Origin of the sequence: Hyphomicrobium sp. GJ21 (assembly GCF_001006785.1) — a bacterium.
Lineage (GTDB): Bacteria > Pseudomonadota > Alphaproteobacteria > Rhizobiales > Hyphomicrobiaceae > Hyphomicrobium_B.
The window spans coordinates 1409835-1426805 of the sequence record NZ_CDHO01000003.1; the positions used below are offsets into that span (position 1 = coordinate 1409835).

The 16971-nt window shown below is 60.3% G+C and carries 19 protein-coding genes; 6 read left to right on the forward strand and 13 right to left on the reverse strand.

The features are described from left to right. The 3 genes from arsB to HYPGJ_RS15050 are packed head-to-tail and all read right to left on the reverse strand — an operon-like array spanning nucleotide 1 to nucleotide 1936. Entirely contained in the window at nucleotides 1-1065 is a 1065-nt protein-coding gene (arsB, locus tag HYPGJ_RS15040) for an ACR3 family arsenite efflux transporter (protein WP_046847852.1), read from the reverse strand. 2 nt (nucleotides 1066-1067) lie between these two features. Further along, on the reverse strand, nucleotides 1068-1592 hold the full coding sequence (locus HYPGJ_RS15045) for an arsenate reductase ArsC (protein ID WP_046847853.1): 525 nt from the start codon (nucleotides 1590-1592) through the stop codon (nucleotides 1068-1070). Further along, nucleotides 1589-1936 (reverse strand): metalloregulator ArsR/SmtB family transcription factor, encoded by a 348-nt coding sequence (locus HYPGJ_RS15050; protein WP_046847854.1) that lies wholly within the window; start codon nucleotides 1934-1936, stop codon nucleotides 1589-1591. Before HYPGJ_RS15050 ends, HYPGJ_RS15045 begins: the two co-directional genes overlap by 4 nt. A 79-nt stretch (nucleotides 1937-2015) precedes the next feature. On the opposite strand from HYPGJ_RS15050, the gene HYPGJ_RS15055 reads away from it, so the two are divergent. The 6 genes from HYPGJ_RS15055 (at nucleotide 2016) to HYPGJ_RS15080 (ending at nucleotide 5190) form a co-directional block, all read left to right on the forward strand. Continuing rightward, on the forward strand, nucleotides 2016-2870 hold the full coding sequence (locus tag HYPGJ_RS15055; RefSeq protein ID WP_046847855.1) for a DUF4238 domain-containing protein: 855 nt from the start codon (nucleotides 2016-2018) through the stop codon (nucleotides 2868-2870). 55 nt (nucleotides 2871-2925) lie between these two features. Continuing rightward, a complete protein-coding gene (locus tag HYPGJ_RS15060; RefSeq protein WP_280136167.1) occupies nucleotides 2926-3231 on the forward strand; it encodes a dihydrofolate reductase family protein in 306 nt (101 codons plus the stop codon). Between the two features lie 541 nt (nucleotides 3232-3772). Then, the gene (locus tag HYPGJ_RS15065) at nucleotides 3773-3985 is read left to right on the forward strand and encodes a hypothetical protein (protein ID WP_046847856.1); all 213 of its coding nucleotides are present in this window, start codon (nucleotides 3773-3775) and stop codon (nucleotides 3983-3985) included. 228 nt (nucleotides 3986-4213) lie between these two features. Beyond that, entirely contained in the window at nucleotides 4214-4396 is a 183-nt protein-coding gene (locus HYPGJ_RS15070) for a hypothetical protein (protein ID WP_046847857.1), read from the forward strand. Between the two features lie 9 nt (nucleotides 4397-4405). Beyond that, complete coding sequence (locus HYPGJ_RS15075) at nucleotides 4406-4675, forward strand: helix-turn-helix transcriptional regulator (RefSeq protein ID WP_037042825.1); 270 nt, start codon at nucleotides 4406-4408, stop codon at nucleotides 4673-4675. A gap of 101 nt (nucleotides 4676-4776) precedes the next feature. Continuing rightward, nucleotides 4777-5190, forward strand: coding sequence for a nucleotidyltransferase substrate binding protein (locus HYPGJ_RS15080; protein ID WP_028866884.1), 414 nt, complete (start codon nucleotides 4777-4779; stop codon nucleotides 5188-5190). Here the strand turns inward: HYPGJ_RS15080 and HYPGJ_RS15085 are convergent. The 10 genes from HYPGJ_RS15085 to HYPGJ_RS15130 all read right to left on the reverse strand — a co-directional run bounded on the left by HYPGJ_RS15085 (nucleotide 5174) and on the right by HYPGJ_RS15130 (nucleotide 16957). Next, nucleotides 5174-6019 carry a hypothetical protein gene (locus tag HYPGJ_RS15085; RefSeq protein WP_028866885.1) on the reverse strand — a complete coding sequence of 282 codons (846 nt, stop codon included), beginning with the start codon at nucleotides 6017-6019 and terminating at the stop codon, nucleotides 5174-5176. The genes HYPGJ_RS15080 and HYPGJ_RS15085 overlap by 17 nt on opposite strands. 352 nt (nucleotides 6020-6371) lie before the next feature. Further along, entirely contained in the window at nucleotides 6372-7157 is a 786-nt protein-coding gene (locus tag HYPGJ_RS15090) for an abortive infection family protein (protein WP_052750926.1), read from the reverse strand. A gap of 91 nt (nucleotides 7158-7248) precedes the next feature. Further along, the gene (locus HYPGJ_RS15095; protein WP_052750927.1) at nucleotides 7249-9534 is read right to left on the reverse strand and encodes a S8 family peptidase; all 2286 of its coding nucleotides are present in this window, start codon (nucleotides 9532-9534) and stop codon (nucleotides 7249-7251) included. 227 nt (nucleotides 9535-9761) lie between these two features. Continuing rightward, the gene (locus HYPGJ_RS15100; RefSeq protein ID WP_046848459.1) at nucleotides 9762-10751 is read right to left on the reverse strand and encodes an ATP-binding protein; all 990 of its coding nucleotides are present in this window, start codon (nucleotides 10749-10751) and stop codon (nucleotides 9762-9764) included. Nucleotides 10752-11365: 614 nt separating this feature from the next. Further along, on the reverse strand, nucleotides 11366-12271 hold the full coding sequence (locus tag HYPGJ_RS15105) for an NAD(P)-dependent oxidoreductase (RefSeq protein WP_046847860.1): 906 nt from the start codon (nucleotides 12269-12271) through the stop codon (nucleotides 11366-11368). Continuing rightward, nucleotides 12268-13101, reverse strand: coding sequence for a sugar phosphate isomerase/epimerase family protein (locus HYPGJ_RS15110; protein ID WP_046848460.1), 834 nt, complete (start codon nucleotides 13099-13101; stop codon nucleotides 12268-12270). The genes HYPGJ_RS15105 and HYPGJ_RS15110 overlap by 4 nt, the downstream gene beginning before the upstream one ends. A 34-nt stretch (nucleotides 13102-13135) precedes the next feature. Beyond that, nucleotides 13136-14842, reverse strand: a complete 1707-nt coding sequence (locus HYPGJ_RS15115) for an FAD-dependent oxidoreductase (protein ID WP_046847861.1) — start codon at nucleotides 14840-14842, stop codon at nucleotides 13136-13138. Then, the gene (locus HYPGJ_RS15120; RefSeq protein ID WP_046847862.1) at nucleotides 14839-15549 is read right to left on the reverse strand and encodes an SDR family oxidoreductase; all 711 of its coding nucleotides are present in this window, start codon (nucleotides 15547-15549) and stop codon (nucleotides 14839-14841) included. The genes HYPGJ_RS15115 and HYPGJ_RS15120 overlap by 4 nt, the downstream gene beginning before the upstream one ends. Nucleotides 15550-15570: 21 nt before the next feature. Beyond that, nucleotides 15571-16524 carry an NAD(P)-dependent oxidoreductase gene (locus HYPGJ_RS15125; protein ID WP_046847863.1) on the reverse strand — a complete coding sequence of 318 codons (954 nt, stop codon included), beginning with the start codon at nucleotides 16522-16524 and terminating at the stop codon, nucleotides 15571-15573. Between the two features lie 10 nt (nucleotides 16525-16534). Continuing rightward, nucleotides 16535-16957 (reverse strand): cupin domain-containing protein, encoded by a 423-nt coding sequence (locus HYPGJ_RS15130; protein WP_046847864.1) that lies wholly within the window; start codon nucleotides 16955-16957, stop codon nucleotides 16535-16537. Nucleotides 16958-16971 lie beyond the last annotated feature (14 nt).

The window sequence follows — 16971 nt, forward strand, 5'->3', positions numbered from 1 at the left end:
TTATTCTCCCGCCTGCGCCGATAGTCCACGCTTCCTGACGGCATGCCCGGCCTCGTACCAATTCCGGGAAGAATTGACGATCTTCACCACCGACAACATCACCGGCACTTCAATGAGCACGCCGACCACGGTGGCCAGCGCCGCGCCGGAGTGAAGGCCGAACAGGCTGATCGCCGCCGCCACCGCCAGCTCGAAGAAATTGCTCGCGCCGATGAGCGCGGAAGGACCGGCGACGCAATGGGCTTCGCCCGCCGCGCGATTCAGGAAATAAGCCAGCGCAGAGTTGAAGTAGACCTGGATGAGAATAGGCACTGCCAGCATGGCGATGATCAGCGGCTGTCCCAGGATCTGTTCGCCCTGGAAGCCGAACAGCAGCACCAGCGTGGTGAGCAGCGCCAGCAGGGACAGAGGCTGGATGCGGCCCAGCAAAGCGTTCAAAGCCGGTTGGCCGCCGCTGGAGAGGACGACGCTGCGGATGAGTTGGGCGAGGATGACCGGCACCACGATGTAAAGTGCCACCGACAGGATGAGGGTGTTCCAAGGCACCGTGATCGCCGAAAGCCCAAGCAGCAGGCCGACAATCGGCGCGAAGGCGAAGACCATGATGACGTCGTTGAGCGCCACCTGACTCAGCGTGAAGTGCGGCTCGCCGTCCGAGAGGTTGCTCCAGACGAAGACCATGGCGGTGCAGGGCGCGGCCGCCAGCAAGATGAGCCCGGCGATGTAGCTGTTGATCTGCTCGGCGGGCAGGTAGGGCCGGAATAGCCAGCCCACGAAAATCCAGCCCAGCAGCGCCATCGAGAACGGCTTAACGGCCCAATTGATGAAAAGGGTCACGCCGATGCCGCGCCAATGCGCCGTCACCTTGGACAACGCCGCGAAGTCGATCTTCACCAGCATCGGGATGATCATCAGCCAGATAAGGGCGGCGACGACGAAGTTCACGTTGGCCACTTCCGCCCCGGCGATCGCCGCGAAGGCGGAGGGGAAGAAATGGCCAAGCGCGATCCCGACGACGATGCAGAGGGCGACCCACACCGTCAGGTAGCGTTCAAAATTGGACATGCTCAGGCTCTCTCCGGGCTCGTGACGTTTTTGGACCGACCGATGCCGTCGAGCTGCTGCTGCAGGCTCAATTCATCCAAAGATGAGAGCGGCAGGCTGGTGAAGATGCTGATGCGGTTGTTGAGCATGCGGTAGGTATCGGCGAAAGCGAGCGTCTTCTCCACGTCGGTGCCCTGGACCTCGACCGGGTCGGGGACGCCCCAATGCGCCGTCATTGGCTGGCCCGGCCAATATGGGCACACCTCGTTGGCGGCGTTGTCGCAAACCGTGAACACGAAATCCAACTCCGGCGCGCCGAGCGCGGTGAACTCTTCCCAGGACTTCGACCGCATGGTGCTGGTGTCGTAGTTGAGCTTGCTCAGCAGGGCGATGGTCATCGGATGGACCTGGCCTTTGGGCATGCTGCCCGCGCTGTAGCCTTTGAATTTCCCGGCGCCGACGCGGTTGATGATGGCCTCGCCGATGATGGAACGGGCGGAATTTCCGGTGCAGAGAAAGAGCACGTTATACGGACGGTCTCGCTTCATTTCGTTTCTCCCTTACACAGCTTGCGCGCTTTTTTGATTGTTGAACCGCAAAGCTCGGGGTTCCCCTGGCAGCAATCCTCGGTGAGGAAGGTCAAGAGCTGCCGCATGCCTTCAACGTGAAGGGCATAGCGGATGTACCGGCCGACCCGCGTGGCGTGGATCAGCCCAGCACGGTCCAACTCCTTGAGATGAAAGGAAGCGCCCGTGGGCGTTGCGCCCACGGCCTCGGCGATTTCCGATGCGGGCAGGCCATTTGGGCCCTCCCGCACCAGCAGGCGGAAGATGGCGAGGCGTTGGTCATGCGCCAGGGCGGCAAGTCGGATGACGGCGTCTTTGCTGTTCATTGGTCCATACTACAAGGATTCTTGTAGTATGCAAGGGGTGCAATTTATTTTCTGTATGGCGTTATGCTAAGATCCTGATATGCGACACCACTTTGTCCCGCAATTCCTTCTCCGCGCTTGGGCGGACGGCTCCTCCGACGGGAAGCTGCAAGAGTTCCTGGTTGACCACGAAGGCGTACCCACCAGCCGGCGCGCCCCGAAGGGGACCGGATTCCAAGACGACCTCTACGCGCTGTCGAAGGACAACGTAGCGGGGATGGACAAACACGCCGTCGAGGCCAAGTTCCTTTCACGGCTCGATGATGAAGGCGCGAAGATCCGCCGCAAACTGATCGAGGGCAAACCACTAACAGGAGACGAGGTGGCGGTCTGGACGACCTTCGTCATGGGCCTGCGCGCGCGCCAACCCGCCATGGTTTCCAAGATCAAAAGCGCGGTGGCCGAGGCGATGAGGGAGAGCATCGCCAAAGACCCGGAACAGTACCAAGCGTTGGCCAAGGCCGTTGATCCGCCAACGCTGGAGGAGTGGGCCGAGCAGCATTTCCCGGGGCTCATTGAAAACTACGGGCTGTCCATGCTGGCCGATATTGCCGGCCACGAGGACGTGGCGGCCAAGGTTCGGAAGTTGTTGTGGGGCGTGATGGACGTCTCCAAAGGCAAGCACGACTTGATGCTCAGCGACCAGCCCTGTGTTTGGATTGGGGGCATCGACGCACCGCAGCTGATCATCGCGCTCCCACTATCACCAGCAAAGGCTTTCCTTGCCGTTCGGGGAGAGGCGACGGCCAATGCGCTTGTTCGCGCTGACACGGCGGAATTGGCCAAAAGATTGAATGAGAATTCGGTCGGCCAGGCTCAACGGCGCGTCTACGCTCGGGACGAAACGGCCGCTGACTTCGTCCGTGATGCGATGGTCAGAAAGAAGGCCTCTTAAAGCCCAGAGGCTTCGCTTACTACACCGTCGGTAGCCCGTCCGACAGATCGCGGGTTTGCGCTCAAACTGTTACAGTACTGAACAGGCCACCCTCAAACTAAAACACTACCGTATCGAGGCGGCACTTGCGCAAGCAAAAGCAGCTGCTGGTGATTTGGATGTGAAAATCGGCGGTGGCGTCTCTACCGTTCGCCAATACCTAATGGCGGGCGCAATCGATGAAATACATCTTGCGGTGTCGCCGGTCATTCTGGGCCAAGGGGAAAACCTGTTCGCTGGCGTTGATCTGCCTGGCCTTGGCTATCGTTTGGCGGAGGTGGTGCCTGCGAAATTGGCAACGCACGTGGTGATCGTGCGCTGAGTGGGGAATGAGGCTGGCGGTTCTTGACACGCCGGATGGCAGTAGTTGCTGGAAGTCCGGTGAGTGCGGCGTAACTTCATCGTATTTGATATGTAGAAGGAGCTTTAGTCGGCAAAGACGCGGAGCGATGGGAGACATATGGAGACGCGGACAAAGGCATGCTTCATCCTCGCGGCACTTGCTGTTGTGGTGGTCGCCACGACTGAGCAAGGTCAAGACATGGTGCGTGCTGTGAGCGCGTGGTTGCGCCCAGTACCCGTGTCGATCGCCATAGAAGGAGCAGCTTCGGATACCGCGGCGGCAACATTTTCGGGCGAAAAGCCCGACCGGCTTCCCGGGCCCACTGTCGGCATCATCGCGAAGCCGCCTAAAGTAAAAATTACCGCCACGATTAATTGCACTTGGGGAATCGCATGCCCAATCGTGGCTCCTGCTCAAGGGCCAGAGACACAGGCAGGTCACGGGAAATAGGTTTTAGGCAAAAGGACAGCCACGCGACAAGCAAAGCACCTGCCTGACTAACTATGAGGACGTCATCGGCATGTCGGAAGCGATCTCCTACGAAGAGTGGAAAGCCAAGCTCGCCAACGCGCTTGATGTTCAATTCAACTGGAAGCCAGGGTCTGGTCTGCTTTACGTCGCGGATGAAGCGGAAGAGGTGTGGCGCGACGCATACGACCATGGCCTCTCCCCGGATGAGATGGCTTACCAGGAGTTCGCGGGCATGCTTGCGGATGAGGGCGATCCTACGTGAAGGGCGCGGGCATCGAGGACGCGGCAAGGGATGGTGTTTGGGCGAGCCGCCAGCCCGTCAAGGGCGTCACTTACTCGATCATCACCGAAACGCCGGCGGGCATTTTCTGCGGCGAGAAGTGCGAAGGTGCAACAGGGGTCCTAAGGACGTCGCGGTGAACACATGGCCCGTGTGTACACCGTAGGCAACCGCTTTGCCGGGGTTGATAGCCCGGCGTAACCTTGGCGCATGGAACTGAGGGAATACGCGTTGCCCGCGCTGCAAATCATGGGCTTGGGAATTGTGTGGTTGTTCAAGGCGGGCGCCATCGCCGCGTGCATTGCGCTTTACATCATGTTCGAGTTGATGCGCGTTGCCTTGGTTGGCATGGTGTTCGGCCGGTTGCCGCGCAACTGGATGCGGTACTTGTAAGCCGCCGCGATGCCGAAGAATGTACCGACCAATTGGCACGCCGAAACCGGCAAGCGCATCCGGATTGCGCGCCTGGCTGTAGGCTTGAGCCAGGAGGACGTGGCGAGCGAGCTTGGCATGACGTATCAGGCTTTCCAGAAAATCGAGAGGGGGAAGACCAAGCTCGAAGCGCAAACGGCGGTGGTGCTGGCGGGTTTGTTTGAAATGGACGTCCGGGCGCTGCTTGGCCTCAAGGCGATGCCGCCCCGCATGAAGCAGCCTGTGGGTCTCTTTCGCTGAGCTCCTGTTGAAGGGAGACCGTTGAGGATGGTGCTGGCGTGGTCATGTGAATGATGCACGTGATTCATGTGTGGCCGCGAAGCGGTTAGTTTGACTGGGTGATGGAGCGAGCTGCCGAGGCGCTTGAAGCGGAGTTGCGCCGGTTGGAGTTGCGGCTCTGGTTGTTGTCGTCGATTGGTCCGATGGTTTTCATGGGTGTGCCCGCTTACCGCGCGTGGGCCGTGAAGGCGTTTGAGACGTCCTTTGAGCACGCGGCCGCACTTATGGAGGCGGCCCTGCAGGAAAGGGGTTTTCCCAAACCGTGCCGTGGCAACGAGCCTTTCCGGTTGTTGGTCGGGCGGGCCAAACGGGCGGGCATGGTGGGCAATGCCGGCGAATGGCGGCGCTACAGGGATTGGCGCAACGTCAGTGTCCATCATTACAGTGATGACGTGGCGCGCCGGGTTCTCAACGAGGTTGGCGCATTCATTGACTCTGCGCGCGCGTTGCTTGTGGCGGTCAGCAATTTCGGATGAAGCGCGCGACGATACCGTTGTGCCTGATGGAGGCATCACGGAGCGGGCCGTGCCTGCGGACCAGGAAGTCCCGCATCTCCCGCCACACGCGGGGGTACTGGTCCATCGATACGCTGAGGTGCATTTCCTTCACGCGGTCGCCGTCGATGGCGATGACGCCGAGGTGCCGGTCATTCTTCCTGAGCGCGTAGAGCGCGAGGCCGCGCTTGTGCGCCATCCAGTAGTGAAGGTACGGAAGATCGTCGGGCGATACTGTCCCTCTGCTGCCGGGCTTCAGATCACCAAGGCAGTTTCCGAGGATGTTACCCTCCTCCCAGATGTGGAAGGGGTGCGTGAGTTCCTCGATGCGGTAGCTGCCTTCGACGCCCCCTGTCCACACCGTCGGCCGGGAAGGGGCTTCGGACCGGGTGCGAAAATGTTCGATGCGGTCTTCGATGCTTTGATTGGCTTGCTCACGTGCGCGCTGAGCGGCCATCTGCGCGAGGCGAAGGAAGCCTGCCTTGCTCAAGACGGCGCGCGGGTGCTCGACCAGGAAGCCACCGATACTGCAGGCAGAGCGATGCGCAGAGGTATAGTCGAGGTTCCTTCCCTGCTTTGAAACAAAGGCGAGGATTTTGAAGTGGATGGCGGTTCGCACGTCATCAGGCAGGAACTCGTAATCACCCCCGTCGGCAAGGATCGTCATCACGCGGCGGGCGAGAGCGGCTGCGTGGCAGACGTTGACGTGGCCTGTGGGGATGGGGATTTGGCCAAGGCTGGATGGCTTGCCAAAGGCCGTCTTGCCGGCGACGACGTTCTCGGCCTCATACAGGCTTTCACCTTTTTCCATGACCCCCTCCACGCGACGGATACCAGGTGGAAGTGTAAGAAGCTGGTGGTGGTGGAGTGAGGCGCCTGGATGAATGCAACAGCGGTGAAGCGGGTGGTTTTCTTTCAAGCTGTGGGTAACGGGCCGCGAGGTGTGGTTGTGTTCGTTCCGGCGCGAAGTTGCGCAGGGATTAGACATTGGCGTGGCGGGCGCGGTATCCGGCTAACGCGCGTTACTGCCCATTTTGAGAATGGCGAAGGGTAACGATTCAGGGTGCTGTTCTAATTTCAGCCTGACATGATCAGGGGTGCACCAATTTCGCCGTGCGGGCCGAGGTCCTTTAAAAGCAAGGTCCATAGCTCGGACTAGCAGGCTATTCGAAACTTTTTCCTTCAATGGATTTGGCGAACCGAAGGAGGTTGATTACCGCCTCGAAGATGAAGCGCGCCTCATGGGGATCGACTAATTGGCTATCATGGGCGAAAGACGCATTGTTGCGAATGCCGTTGAACAGCTCGAAGATGTCGACGGTGGACTTGACTATCTTCTCGCTGATCGGACGCATACTGCCCGCCTTGCGAATGGGATTGAAGTAGCGCGCTGCGCGGGAATTCAAGCTTTCATTGGGGCTGCTATCCTCTCCCCGCAACGACAGCAAGTGAGCGAACTTTTTCATGCAGTAGGTGTGCAACCGGTCAAGCGCCGCTTCCGGCTTGTTTGCCTGGATGTCTCGCTCAATCGCGGCGATGAGTTCATGGAGGGTTTCGTTGTGTACGAATTTCTCAAGCCCATCGGTTTTTGCTAGGGAGGCTCCGGCGCGCAGGTTCGCAACGATGCGAAGGTAACGCTCATGTGCCTGAGGAAGCGGTTCAGGCTTGCTAAACATCGAGAGCATGTCGGAACGATATTTCCAAAGCGCTTCGAGGGCAGCCGCCGCTCGTTCCGGCGGGGCTGACTGGAGGTAGGTCCTGAGGCGCTTTCCCTTGGACCCACCGTTCACCGCGAATTCCGGGGCGTCGATGTCCACAGCAAGCTCGTCGGCGAAGAAATGGGCAAATGTCCGGTCGCTGAAATTGAGGACGTAACCCGATCCCATTTCGAGGACCGCGTCTAGGAACGCCATATCCAATCTAGCAATCTGCGGCTTCTTGAGATCCATCGTGAGTTCATTTGGTTTGTGATCAAATCCGGTAGCACGCCCAGTGTGCGCGAAAAATTACTTTGCGCACGTTATAGGCAGCCACTCCGCGTTAAGTGGAGATTGCGACAGGAACACCGATGAGATTGGCAACGGGCGTGTAAATGTCTGTGGTCTGGTCTGGCGTCTTGATTGAAACGATCAAGGAATAGCGGGCGATTTTCTCAAATCGCTCTTCCTTGGGGCGGGTTCGCCACCAACCGATTGTCGGGTAGATGGCGATGTGGGAACGGTTGGCTAGATCCTGCGCCGTTCCGGTCCACACGTTGGAGTGGATGGAGCCCCGCGAGGGTTGGTGTCCGCCAATGGTCCATCGGCCAGTCTCCCCAGCATGGTCCGCTTCGTATTCTTCTTCCTGCTCGTAGGCGTTGATGCGCTGACGAAATTGGTCCGGCGTCTCCGTGGCGCGCATGACCGCAAACCGCAACCCGTGCGAGCCATAACCGTACTTCTTGTCCCACCCGCGCTCGCCGGGGCTCGGCTCAACGAAATAGGAGAGCGTCACGCGCATTTCCACCTCGGTGCCTAGGGGTAGACTGCGCAAGACATCAGCCGGCCACGGTAAGGCGTGATGTTTGATTTCATTTGTTTTGATTGCCGATCCCTCTTTGAGGAAAGGCTGAATGGAATCTTGTGCGATAAGGGTGAGGCTGTTATTGGCGCTGGCAAAAAGTTCTTCCACATCAGGTGCGCCATAGCCGAAGGTGCGAAGCAAACGGTTTGAATCCGAGAAGCCCTGAGCGTTCTTGGACCGCTCGATCATCGCGGGCGTCCAGCGCGCGCTGTGCACCAGCATGCCGCGCAAGGTTTCGGGCGTAAAATCCGGATAGCGGGCGGCAAGTCGCGCTGCCAGGTTGGCCGCCAAGGCGGTTGCGGCACTCGTTTCGCCCATCGTTCGGAATGGCGGCTGTCCCGTGGCGAACTCATCACTGGTGGTCAACAGCATGAGTTCCGGCAACTCCATCGGTGTGGCGCCAGGACCGCTCCGGCCGAGATTGCCCGCTTCCATCACGATGTCCGGCTTGAAGGGCGGACGGGAGGCCGAGGTCCACGTGACAGATGTTGTGCTGGAGGGAGCCAAATCGCCGCTTTCCGCCACAGGAATCCAGCCAGGGCTTACCGCCTGATCGATGAGGACCTTTTCGGTATAGCCGCCGACGGTCAGCGCATTCCAAGCTTGGGCTGGGTCCTGCACAGTAGTGACTTCGTTCGAGTTCGGATAAGTGCCGTGGTTCGCCGGGTCCATGTTGCCGGCGGAAATCAGGAGAAGCCGCTGAACTTCATCGTCGGCGCCTGCGGCTAATCCATCGACCGCAGCGGACCAGGACGATGGCCGCCCTTGATTGGCATCCTTGGCGGTGACCGCCATGCAATAAACGCGTGAACGCTGGACGCCGGTCTCCAACCTGTTCACGCCCTCGACCGTCACGACGCCGTAGAGGTCGGGGTTGTGTGGATCAGCGGGCAGATTGATGAGCTTCAGTGACTCAAGGCCGTGTTCGAGGACCACATTGCCCTGGCCTGCAAGCACATCCGCGAGATCGCCATAGAGTGCGATGCCCGCCATCCACGTTCCATGCGGTCCGCCGTCATGCACGCCCCAGTCGGGCTTGTAGGTGTGGAGGTCTGTAGTTGCATTAATGACCGGAGCCAGCAGGGGATGGCCGTGGTTCACACCGGTGTCGAGCAGCCCAACAACCGGGGCACCGTTGCCGGGCGGCGTCAGGCGCCGCGTAAGGTTGCCAATCCACGCGCGTTGATCCGGCACGGTCAGGCCATCAAAGAAATCTGCCGCCACTTTGGCTTTGCGAACTTCGGCGATAACTCCCAACACGTCCGCGCCGAGCGAAAGCTGCTCGCGCGTGCCACGCACCAGAACCACAGTGCGGTCCACGAAATGCAGGGCATTCGAGGTGACCGTGTACCCAAGATCCGCGGCGGCATCTCTCAAGACGCTTTCCGACGACACCTCGTCGGAATCTGTCGGCCGCAACCAAACTTCCCATGTGATCGGCACATCTGCCGCCGGATATTGATCGGCCGGGTCGCTCCAAAGTTCTTTGAGGGTTGCAACCTTGATGTGAGAAATGCTTTCAGCAAGATCTTTATAGTCTGGCGGCTTTCGTGTTTTACCTGGAGCCAAGGGCGCATTCGGATCGGTGTCGCGGTATTTTTCGAGGCGCTTGATGAAGAGCCGGACCTTGTCATGCGGGACCAACACAGTTGCCACGGTCTTCTGATCGACCTCTTTGACGGTAAGGAGCTCGATTCCGCTGCGCTGAAGGTCTAGGCTTTCAAACTTCAATTCGAAGTCGGGCTCGCTCTCAAAGGAAAGCATGAGTGCGGGAGATTGATAAAACCCATTCCCATCGCTCCTTTCCACCCGAGTGGGTGTCGTTGCGACAGCCGTCTGCAACTGTTGAATAAGGCTGTTGCCATGGGCTACTCGGCTGCGGGTGGGCGTCCGAAATGAATTGCGAGGACTAAGCGTCGACGTGAACCGGCTTGCAGGCGCCTCTCCAGGCACAATGAGGTGGGGATGGCGCGGCACGGCCTAGGCTTTCCTTACGAACGCGCTTCACCGTGGGAGAAGGTGGTTTTGCGCTCATCGATTGCAGCAGCGATGTCGGTTTGCGTGATTTGTCGGCGCTCAATCAGTCCATGCTTGATGGCATCCTCGGCCGCGCGCGTAATATCTGCATAACTAAGGCCAAGAGCGCGGTCTGCTAGACGTGGCCACCTGACGTCCTTGGCTTTTGCTCCAGCAAGCTTGGATTTGAGAGCTATCGTAATCTCAGTTTTGTTTGGCAGGGAGTACTCGAGAATATTGTCGAAGCGCCGGAAGAGTGCGCGGTCAAGAATATGAGGATGGTTGGTGGCAGCCAGTATCAGGCTATCGGAGGTATCCTGCTCGACCATTTGCAGGAAGCTATTCACCACCCGTCGGATTTCGCCGACATCATTGGATAGCCCGCGCTCTGAGCCAATGCTGTCGAACTCATCGAAAAGGTAGACTGCGCGGGTTTGGGCTATGGCGTCAAAGACCAGCCTGAGCTTTGCGGCTGTTTCGCCCATATAGCGCGTGATGAGGCGGTCGAGGCGGACCACAAAAAGAGGAAGACCAAGTTCCCCGGCCAAGGCCGACGCGGTCATTGTTTTTCCCGTACCCGGCGGCCCGACTAAGAGAATCTTCTTGCGGGGGGACAAGCCGTGGGCGCGAATATCGGCGATGGTCTTATGCTCCCGCACGACGCGCTCCAATGCCAAGCGGAGCTTGTCGGCGAAAATTAAATCCTTGAGTCTCGTATTCGGGTAGGTCACCGACAAAAGATCAGCCACCTCGCCTTTTGGGCGTGCCAGCGGAATCGGCGTGACCCCGGCGCGGGGGAGCTTCACCTTGGCTTCGTCAATGAGATGCTTCAGCTCCTCAGCGAGCTTGCCGTGGCCCTGGCGGGCCTCGCCGGCGGCGATCTGCATGGCAACGGATTGAAATTGGGCATCATCACCCCGCGCATATGCCTTCAAAAGAGCCTTGATCTGATCGGCATTTGGCATGGGGCGGGCTCGGTTGGTCACGGTTGGATTGTACGGTGCTTCGACTCGTTAGGGAAGATGGCCAGGTTGCCGCCTCGATCAGGATGTTGGGCGTGGTGTTGCAATCCCCCGACCGCAATGGTTTCGGGGGCGCCTGGCCTGAGTTGCTTTTTTTATTTGCCGTGAAGTGTGAGCTGTGAGATGATTGGTCAATAGGTAGTGAAAATACTACCCGATCGGGCGCCTCATGGGGCGTCTTTTTTTATTCCTGTTTTATTTTACATAACGATCATTATGCGAATCAATCAACGATGCGAACTCACATCGACGCCCATCTCCCCAGATCAGCCGGACCTGCATTGATGCGATGTCGCATCCTCGGCCAAACTGTTGCGCCTCGGACTCGATGATCAGGCGCCCTGTGTCCCCCGTTGCGCAACGCTGGAACAGGGCAGCGTTGCGGCAGGATGAAAACAGCCGCTATTGATTTTCGACATAATGGCATCAAATGGATGACGTTTACCAAGGGTCTGCTTCCATGTCGACGGCGTGGTTTTTTCCGACAACCGTGTCTTAGCGGGTTTGGTCGATTAGATATCCGACTCTGCCTCAACTCGCTAAAAATGTAATACCTTCTATACCCTGGAAATGAGGTGCCGTTGATCGTACTCGGCAACGAATCCCAGGCGCTGTTGCGCGTGCGAAAGGTCATACAGCGGCGCAAACGGCTGCCGTCTATAGACCTCCGGACTGCGGATCTCGACGGCGCTCCCGTGCAGAAGACGCAACCGATCAAGCGTTGGCTCGGGTGAAAGCGTGACCTGCGACGAGAGATAGAATTTCTCGAAGCCGCCTTTCGGCATCCTCATCTCCATGGCGAGACGGAATGCGCGGGCGAGATCACGGGCATCGATGTGATGGTGAAGCGGGCCTCCTCCGGCCGATGACGGCCCCCCGGCCGCTGGCCCATGATAGTTCTCCGGATCCTTAGCACGGGCGACAATCTCCGGTGCCATCTCCGGGTAGGCGACAAAGACCGTCCGGAGAGCCACGACCGACATTCCGCGCAATGCGTAAGCTCGGGAGAGATCTTCGCCCAATATCTTGCTGACGGCATAGGGATCGGTGGCCAGCAACGGATGGTCGAGATCGAGTGGCGCATAGAGTGGCTGCAACATGCGACCTTCGCGCACCGTATAGCCTGCTACCGAATCGCTCGAACAGAATACGAAGCGCTCGATCCGGGCGGCCTCGGCAGCCTCGAGCACCGTGTAGGTACCTTGCACGTTGACACGCATGATGGTCTGCCCGTCCCCCGACCAGATATTCGGCACGGCGGCGATATGGAGAACGGCCTCGACGTCCTTTAGCGCGTCGGCGACCGCAACTGCATCCGTGACATCCGCGACACGCCAGTCGATATCAGCCTTGCCGCGTCGGCGATCGAAGCCGCGGACGCGATATCCACTGGACAACAATTCTTCGACGACAAACCGACCGAGGAGTCCGGCCGCCCCGGTAACCAGTACAAGCTTTGTCATGACGGGCGTCCCGTCGATTGTGGCGGAAAGCCTACTTTTGCCAGAAGGTGATGGCTCTGAGGGATCGCGGTCCCCGGATCATCCGCGAGGATCTCGAGCATCGTTGGTCCGTGGTAGCCGATCTCCTTGAGGGCGGCGGCGACCTCAGCGAACGGCACCGTGCCGGTGCCGATCGGATCATGACGCCAAATCTTCCTGGTCGTGTCGGAGACGTGCACGATGCGCAGGACGTCGGCGAGCTTCCGAATTCCCTCAGCGGGCGACTCACCAATGAAATAGGCGTTCGCGGCATCGTAAGTTGCGCCGAGGTCTTCAGATTTGAAACTGCGGACGAATGTCCCGAGGGTATTCGCATCGGGGAACGATGCCATCGGGACATTCTCGATGGCCAGCTTGATGCCCTTCGCCTGGGCGTAGGGCAGCAATTTCTCGATCGAGTCACGCATCCAGTTCGTACGAGCTTCGACGGTAGGCGGCGCCAACGGGCTCATTCGGCCGGGCACGGTCACCACCCAATGCACATTGATGTCTGACGCCAGATCGATTGTCTGCTTGAACATCTCGATTGAAGCCGCCCGCACCTCGGGCCATGGGCTCGCCAGGTTGTGATCAAGACTCGGAAGGTTCATCGCGCAATCGGAAGCCTTTACCTCGTCCAACAGCGCCGCGAGCTTGCGTCTTGAAGACTGGTCGAAGTCGGCAAGCGGCAGATGAGGAGGGTGAACCAGGAACTCGAATGTTCGGTAGTTGAGGTCCGCAAGCTGGCGCACGCAATCGATCACCGGCGTCGTCCAGGCGTAGGCGTAGGTATTGATGCCCATCGTGATCATGACCTGCTCTCCTTCAGTGGCATTACGCTCGTGGCTAACGCGCATCCTGGTGTGCCTTGACCGCTTCTTTGCCGGCGATCCATCCGAACACCAGAGCCGGACCCAGCGTAATTCCCGGTCCCGGGTAGGCCCCCTCCATGACTGACGCCATGTCGTTACCGCAGGCGTAGAGGCCCGGTATGGCCGTCCCGTCCGGTCTGAGAACCCGTGTCGAGGCATCCGTCACGATGCCCGCCGACATGCCCAAATCGGCCGGCACGACCTTGACGGCATAGAACGGTGCCTGCTTGATCGGTCCGACGCACGGATTTGGTTTCACGTCGGCGTCCCCGAGCGAGCGCTGGTAGACATCACCGCCGCGACCAAACTCCGGATCCTCCCCCTTCTCTGCCCCGACATTGAAATTGCGCACAGTCTCATCCAGGGCCGCGACCGGCACGCCGATCTGCTTGGCGAGGTCCGCAAGGGATGCAGCCTCGATGAGATAGCCAGACGCGATATCGCCTTTGATCGATGTCGAAAACGGCTTGATCTTGCCGAGACCGTATTTCCAGAGGAAGCCGCAGTCGCAGATCAGCCAGGCTGGAATCGCACTGTTGGCGTGCGAGAGTTGCGCACGAACGAACTCGTGGTAGGACAGAGCCTCGTTGACGAACCGCTGGCCATTGCAGTCGACGGCGATCAGGCCGGGTTTGGCGCGGTCGGTGACCGTGTGAGGAAAGACGCCTGCGCTGCCGTCCGCGCGGACAAAGGTAGAGGCCGGAACCCAGAACGCCCCTTCCCTTGTCGATGACGACAGGCTGGCACCCAAGGCACTGGCGAGGACGGCTCCCCGCGGCTGCGGACCGGATTTGACCGTTGCAGTCAGCGTTCCCGCAGCTTCGGGGACATAGTTGCGACGGATCTCGGGCTGATGCGAGATGCCGCCGGTGGCGAGAATGATGCCGCGGCGGGCCACGAGCCTGGTCGATCGTCCCTGCGCATCCTGTGCAACGACCAGCGAGACACGGCCGTCCGGTCCGAGCTCAAGGCTTTCGACGCCGACGCCGGTCCGTATCTCCACCTTGAGATCGAGTGCGGACCGAAGCAGGCGCGCGACCAATGCATTGCCGAGATACAACGACGTGCCACGGCGCGCCTTGAGGCGCTGGAGGAAGTAGTCCAACAGAAGCCGCGTGACGCGCAGGGTCGACGGCAGCGACTTCATCGCGCGGCGAAAGTGTGGAATGTCCTTGCGGCTGACCATCATGCCGCCGAACAGCGTGAACTCCGGCAGAGGGTCCCGCACGAGCCCGAATGCACGGCCCAACTGCCTGCCGTCGAACGGCACAGGTTCGAGAACGCGTCCACCCGCCGTTCCGCCCGGCAGGTCCGGATAGTAATCCGGATAGGTCGGCACGGGCTGGAATCGAAGCGACGTCGTCGCCTCCAGATCCCGCAGCGCGTCGTCGGCCCGCGCCAGAAAGGTCTCGAGCTTATCCCGCCTCTTGCCGGGCACGGTAACCGATAGATAGGTCCGCGCAGCCTCGATACTGTCGGGCTGCCCGGCTTCGGCCATCTTGTGGTTGACCGGTAGCCAGACCATGCCGCCCGAAATCGCGGTCGTGCCCCCCACGACATCCGCCTGCTCGAGCACGAGCACGGATTTTCCCGCAGCGGCCGCCGTACAGGCCGCGGTCAGACCAGCCGCTCCCGCGCCGATGACGATGGCGTCCCAGGCATCGGCCACCGCAGGGGTCATATCATGCCGCCGTTGGGCCGGATGATCTGCCCCGTGATCCACGAGGCGTTCTGCGAGGACGCGAACAGCACCACCTCGGCAATCTCTTCCGCGCGGCCAATGCGGTTCAGCGGGCTCATTGCCGCCGATCTTTGCTTGGCTTCTTCCGTCTTTCCCGCGCGGAACAGGTCAGTATCGACCGGCCCCGGAGCGACTGCGTTGACGCGGACTTCGCGGCCCGCCAGTTCCTTCGACATCGACCGCACGAGACTCTCGACCGCCGCTTTCGTTGCGGTATAGGGGCCTCCCCCGGGAATTCCCAAACCGGTCATCGATGTGGTCAATGCCACGATCGAGCCGCCCTTCGGCACGCGCCGCGCGGCCTCGGACAGCACATTGAACGCGCCGACGATGTTGACGTCGACGAGCTCCTGAAAATCCGCCAAGGGGAAGTCCGCCATCGGACGCGGCGGCCGGTTGATGCCGGCATTGGCCACGACAGCAATCGGCGCGACGCCGAAATCCGCGGTCACGCGCTCAAAGACATCGGCCACACCCTTGGCATCGCGGATATCGACCTTGTATGCACGCCCGACCGGCTTTGCGGGCGCGTCCGCCGCATAGGTGCTGGCCACCTGCCAGCCCGCGTTCTCGAACGCACTACAGCAGGCGGCGCCGATGCCGCGCGAGCCACCGAAAATCAGAACTACGGGTGAAGGCTTGGTCATTTCTGTTCCTCGAACTCTCGCTTACCGTAAGCTTGCCCGGGTCGCGGCGATCGTCGCCGCGATGCCCTTCTTGATGTCGTATTTCGGCTCATAGCCGAGCTCGGCGCGCGCACGGCTGATGTCGAGCGCCCCCTTGACGGCGGTCGGGACCACGCCGCCATGGCGATAGACACCGCTGTCGCCGACCGTAATGCGGGCCCCCGGGATCGCCTCATTGACCGCATCTGCGGTGTCCCGGAGCGTCGGAGCCTCGCCCGTTGCGATGTTGTAGGCATCGAAACGATGCTTCTCCTTGTCGAGCGCGAGCAGGGTGCCGTCGACCGTGTCGTCGATGAAAACCTGATCGACGGCCAGATTTGCACCCTCCGTCTGATGATAGGGCTCGCCCCGGAGTGCCGCCTCGATGAAGGTGCGCGGCAATCGCAGGCGCGGCAGGTGCGGACCGTAAACCCAGCACGTGCGTACGTTGATGCACTCAAGGCCGTGGTCGCGTGAATAGACCCGACCGTAATGCTCTGCTGCCAGCTTGGTGAGACCATAGACGCTGGCCGGCTTCTGCGGATGGTCCTCGTCGATCCTGGGTGCCTGGAAATCGCCGTAGGTCTCTTCCGTCGAGATATGCACGACACGCCGAACCTTGCGCAGCCTCATCGCCTCGAAGACGTTGATCGAACCTTCGACGTTGACGCGCAGCGTCTTGATCGGGGCGTCCGCTGCAAAGACGACGCCCACGATCGCTGCCGTGTGCACTACCGCATCGACCGGATGCTTTTCGAACAACCGCACGACCTGATGCCACTCGCCAAAGTCGACCGCCTCGGCCGACAGCCGGGAATTGCTCGCGGCAAGCGCGGTCATTGCGGGCGAAACCGCGATATCCGCGGCAACGACCGTATCACCCCGGTCGAGCAGCGCCCTGACGATGGCGCCACCGAGCCAGCCGCAGCCACCCGTAACGAGAATCTTCTTGCTCACGATTTTTCTCTCAACGCGGCTCCGGCTCTTCGTCGGTCGGCGGGCTCGTGATCACGAGGAACACCAGAGGGTCGATGCCCGTGTTGTGGAACTCATGCACGACGCCCGGCGGGATGAAGGTCACGTCGTTGGAACGCACCACGCGACGCTCGCCGTCCACGACCAGCACGCCTTCGCCGGCAAGCACGTGGTAGATTTGCTCCTGCACCTTGTGGACATGGGATTCCACATGCGCACCTGCCTCGTAGGTCGAAATGCGGTGATCGAAGAACCGGCTGCCCGTGGTTTCGGGCGTGACGATCGCCTTCGACAGAGCCTGGTTGAAGTGGCCCGGATACTGGATCCACTGCAGTTCGGCGAGGTTGCGAGTCACCGCGTATTTTTTCTTTTCCGCATCCGCAAATGCGTTTGGGGCGGGCGCCACGATAGTCATGCGTTGTCTCCAGT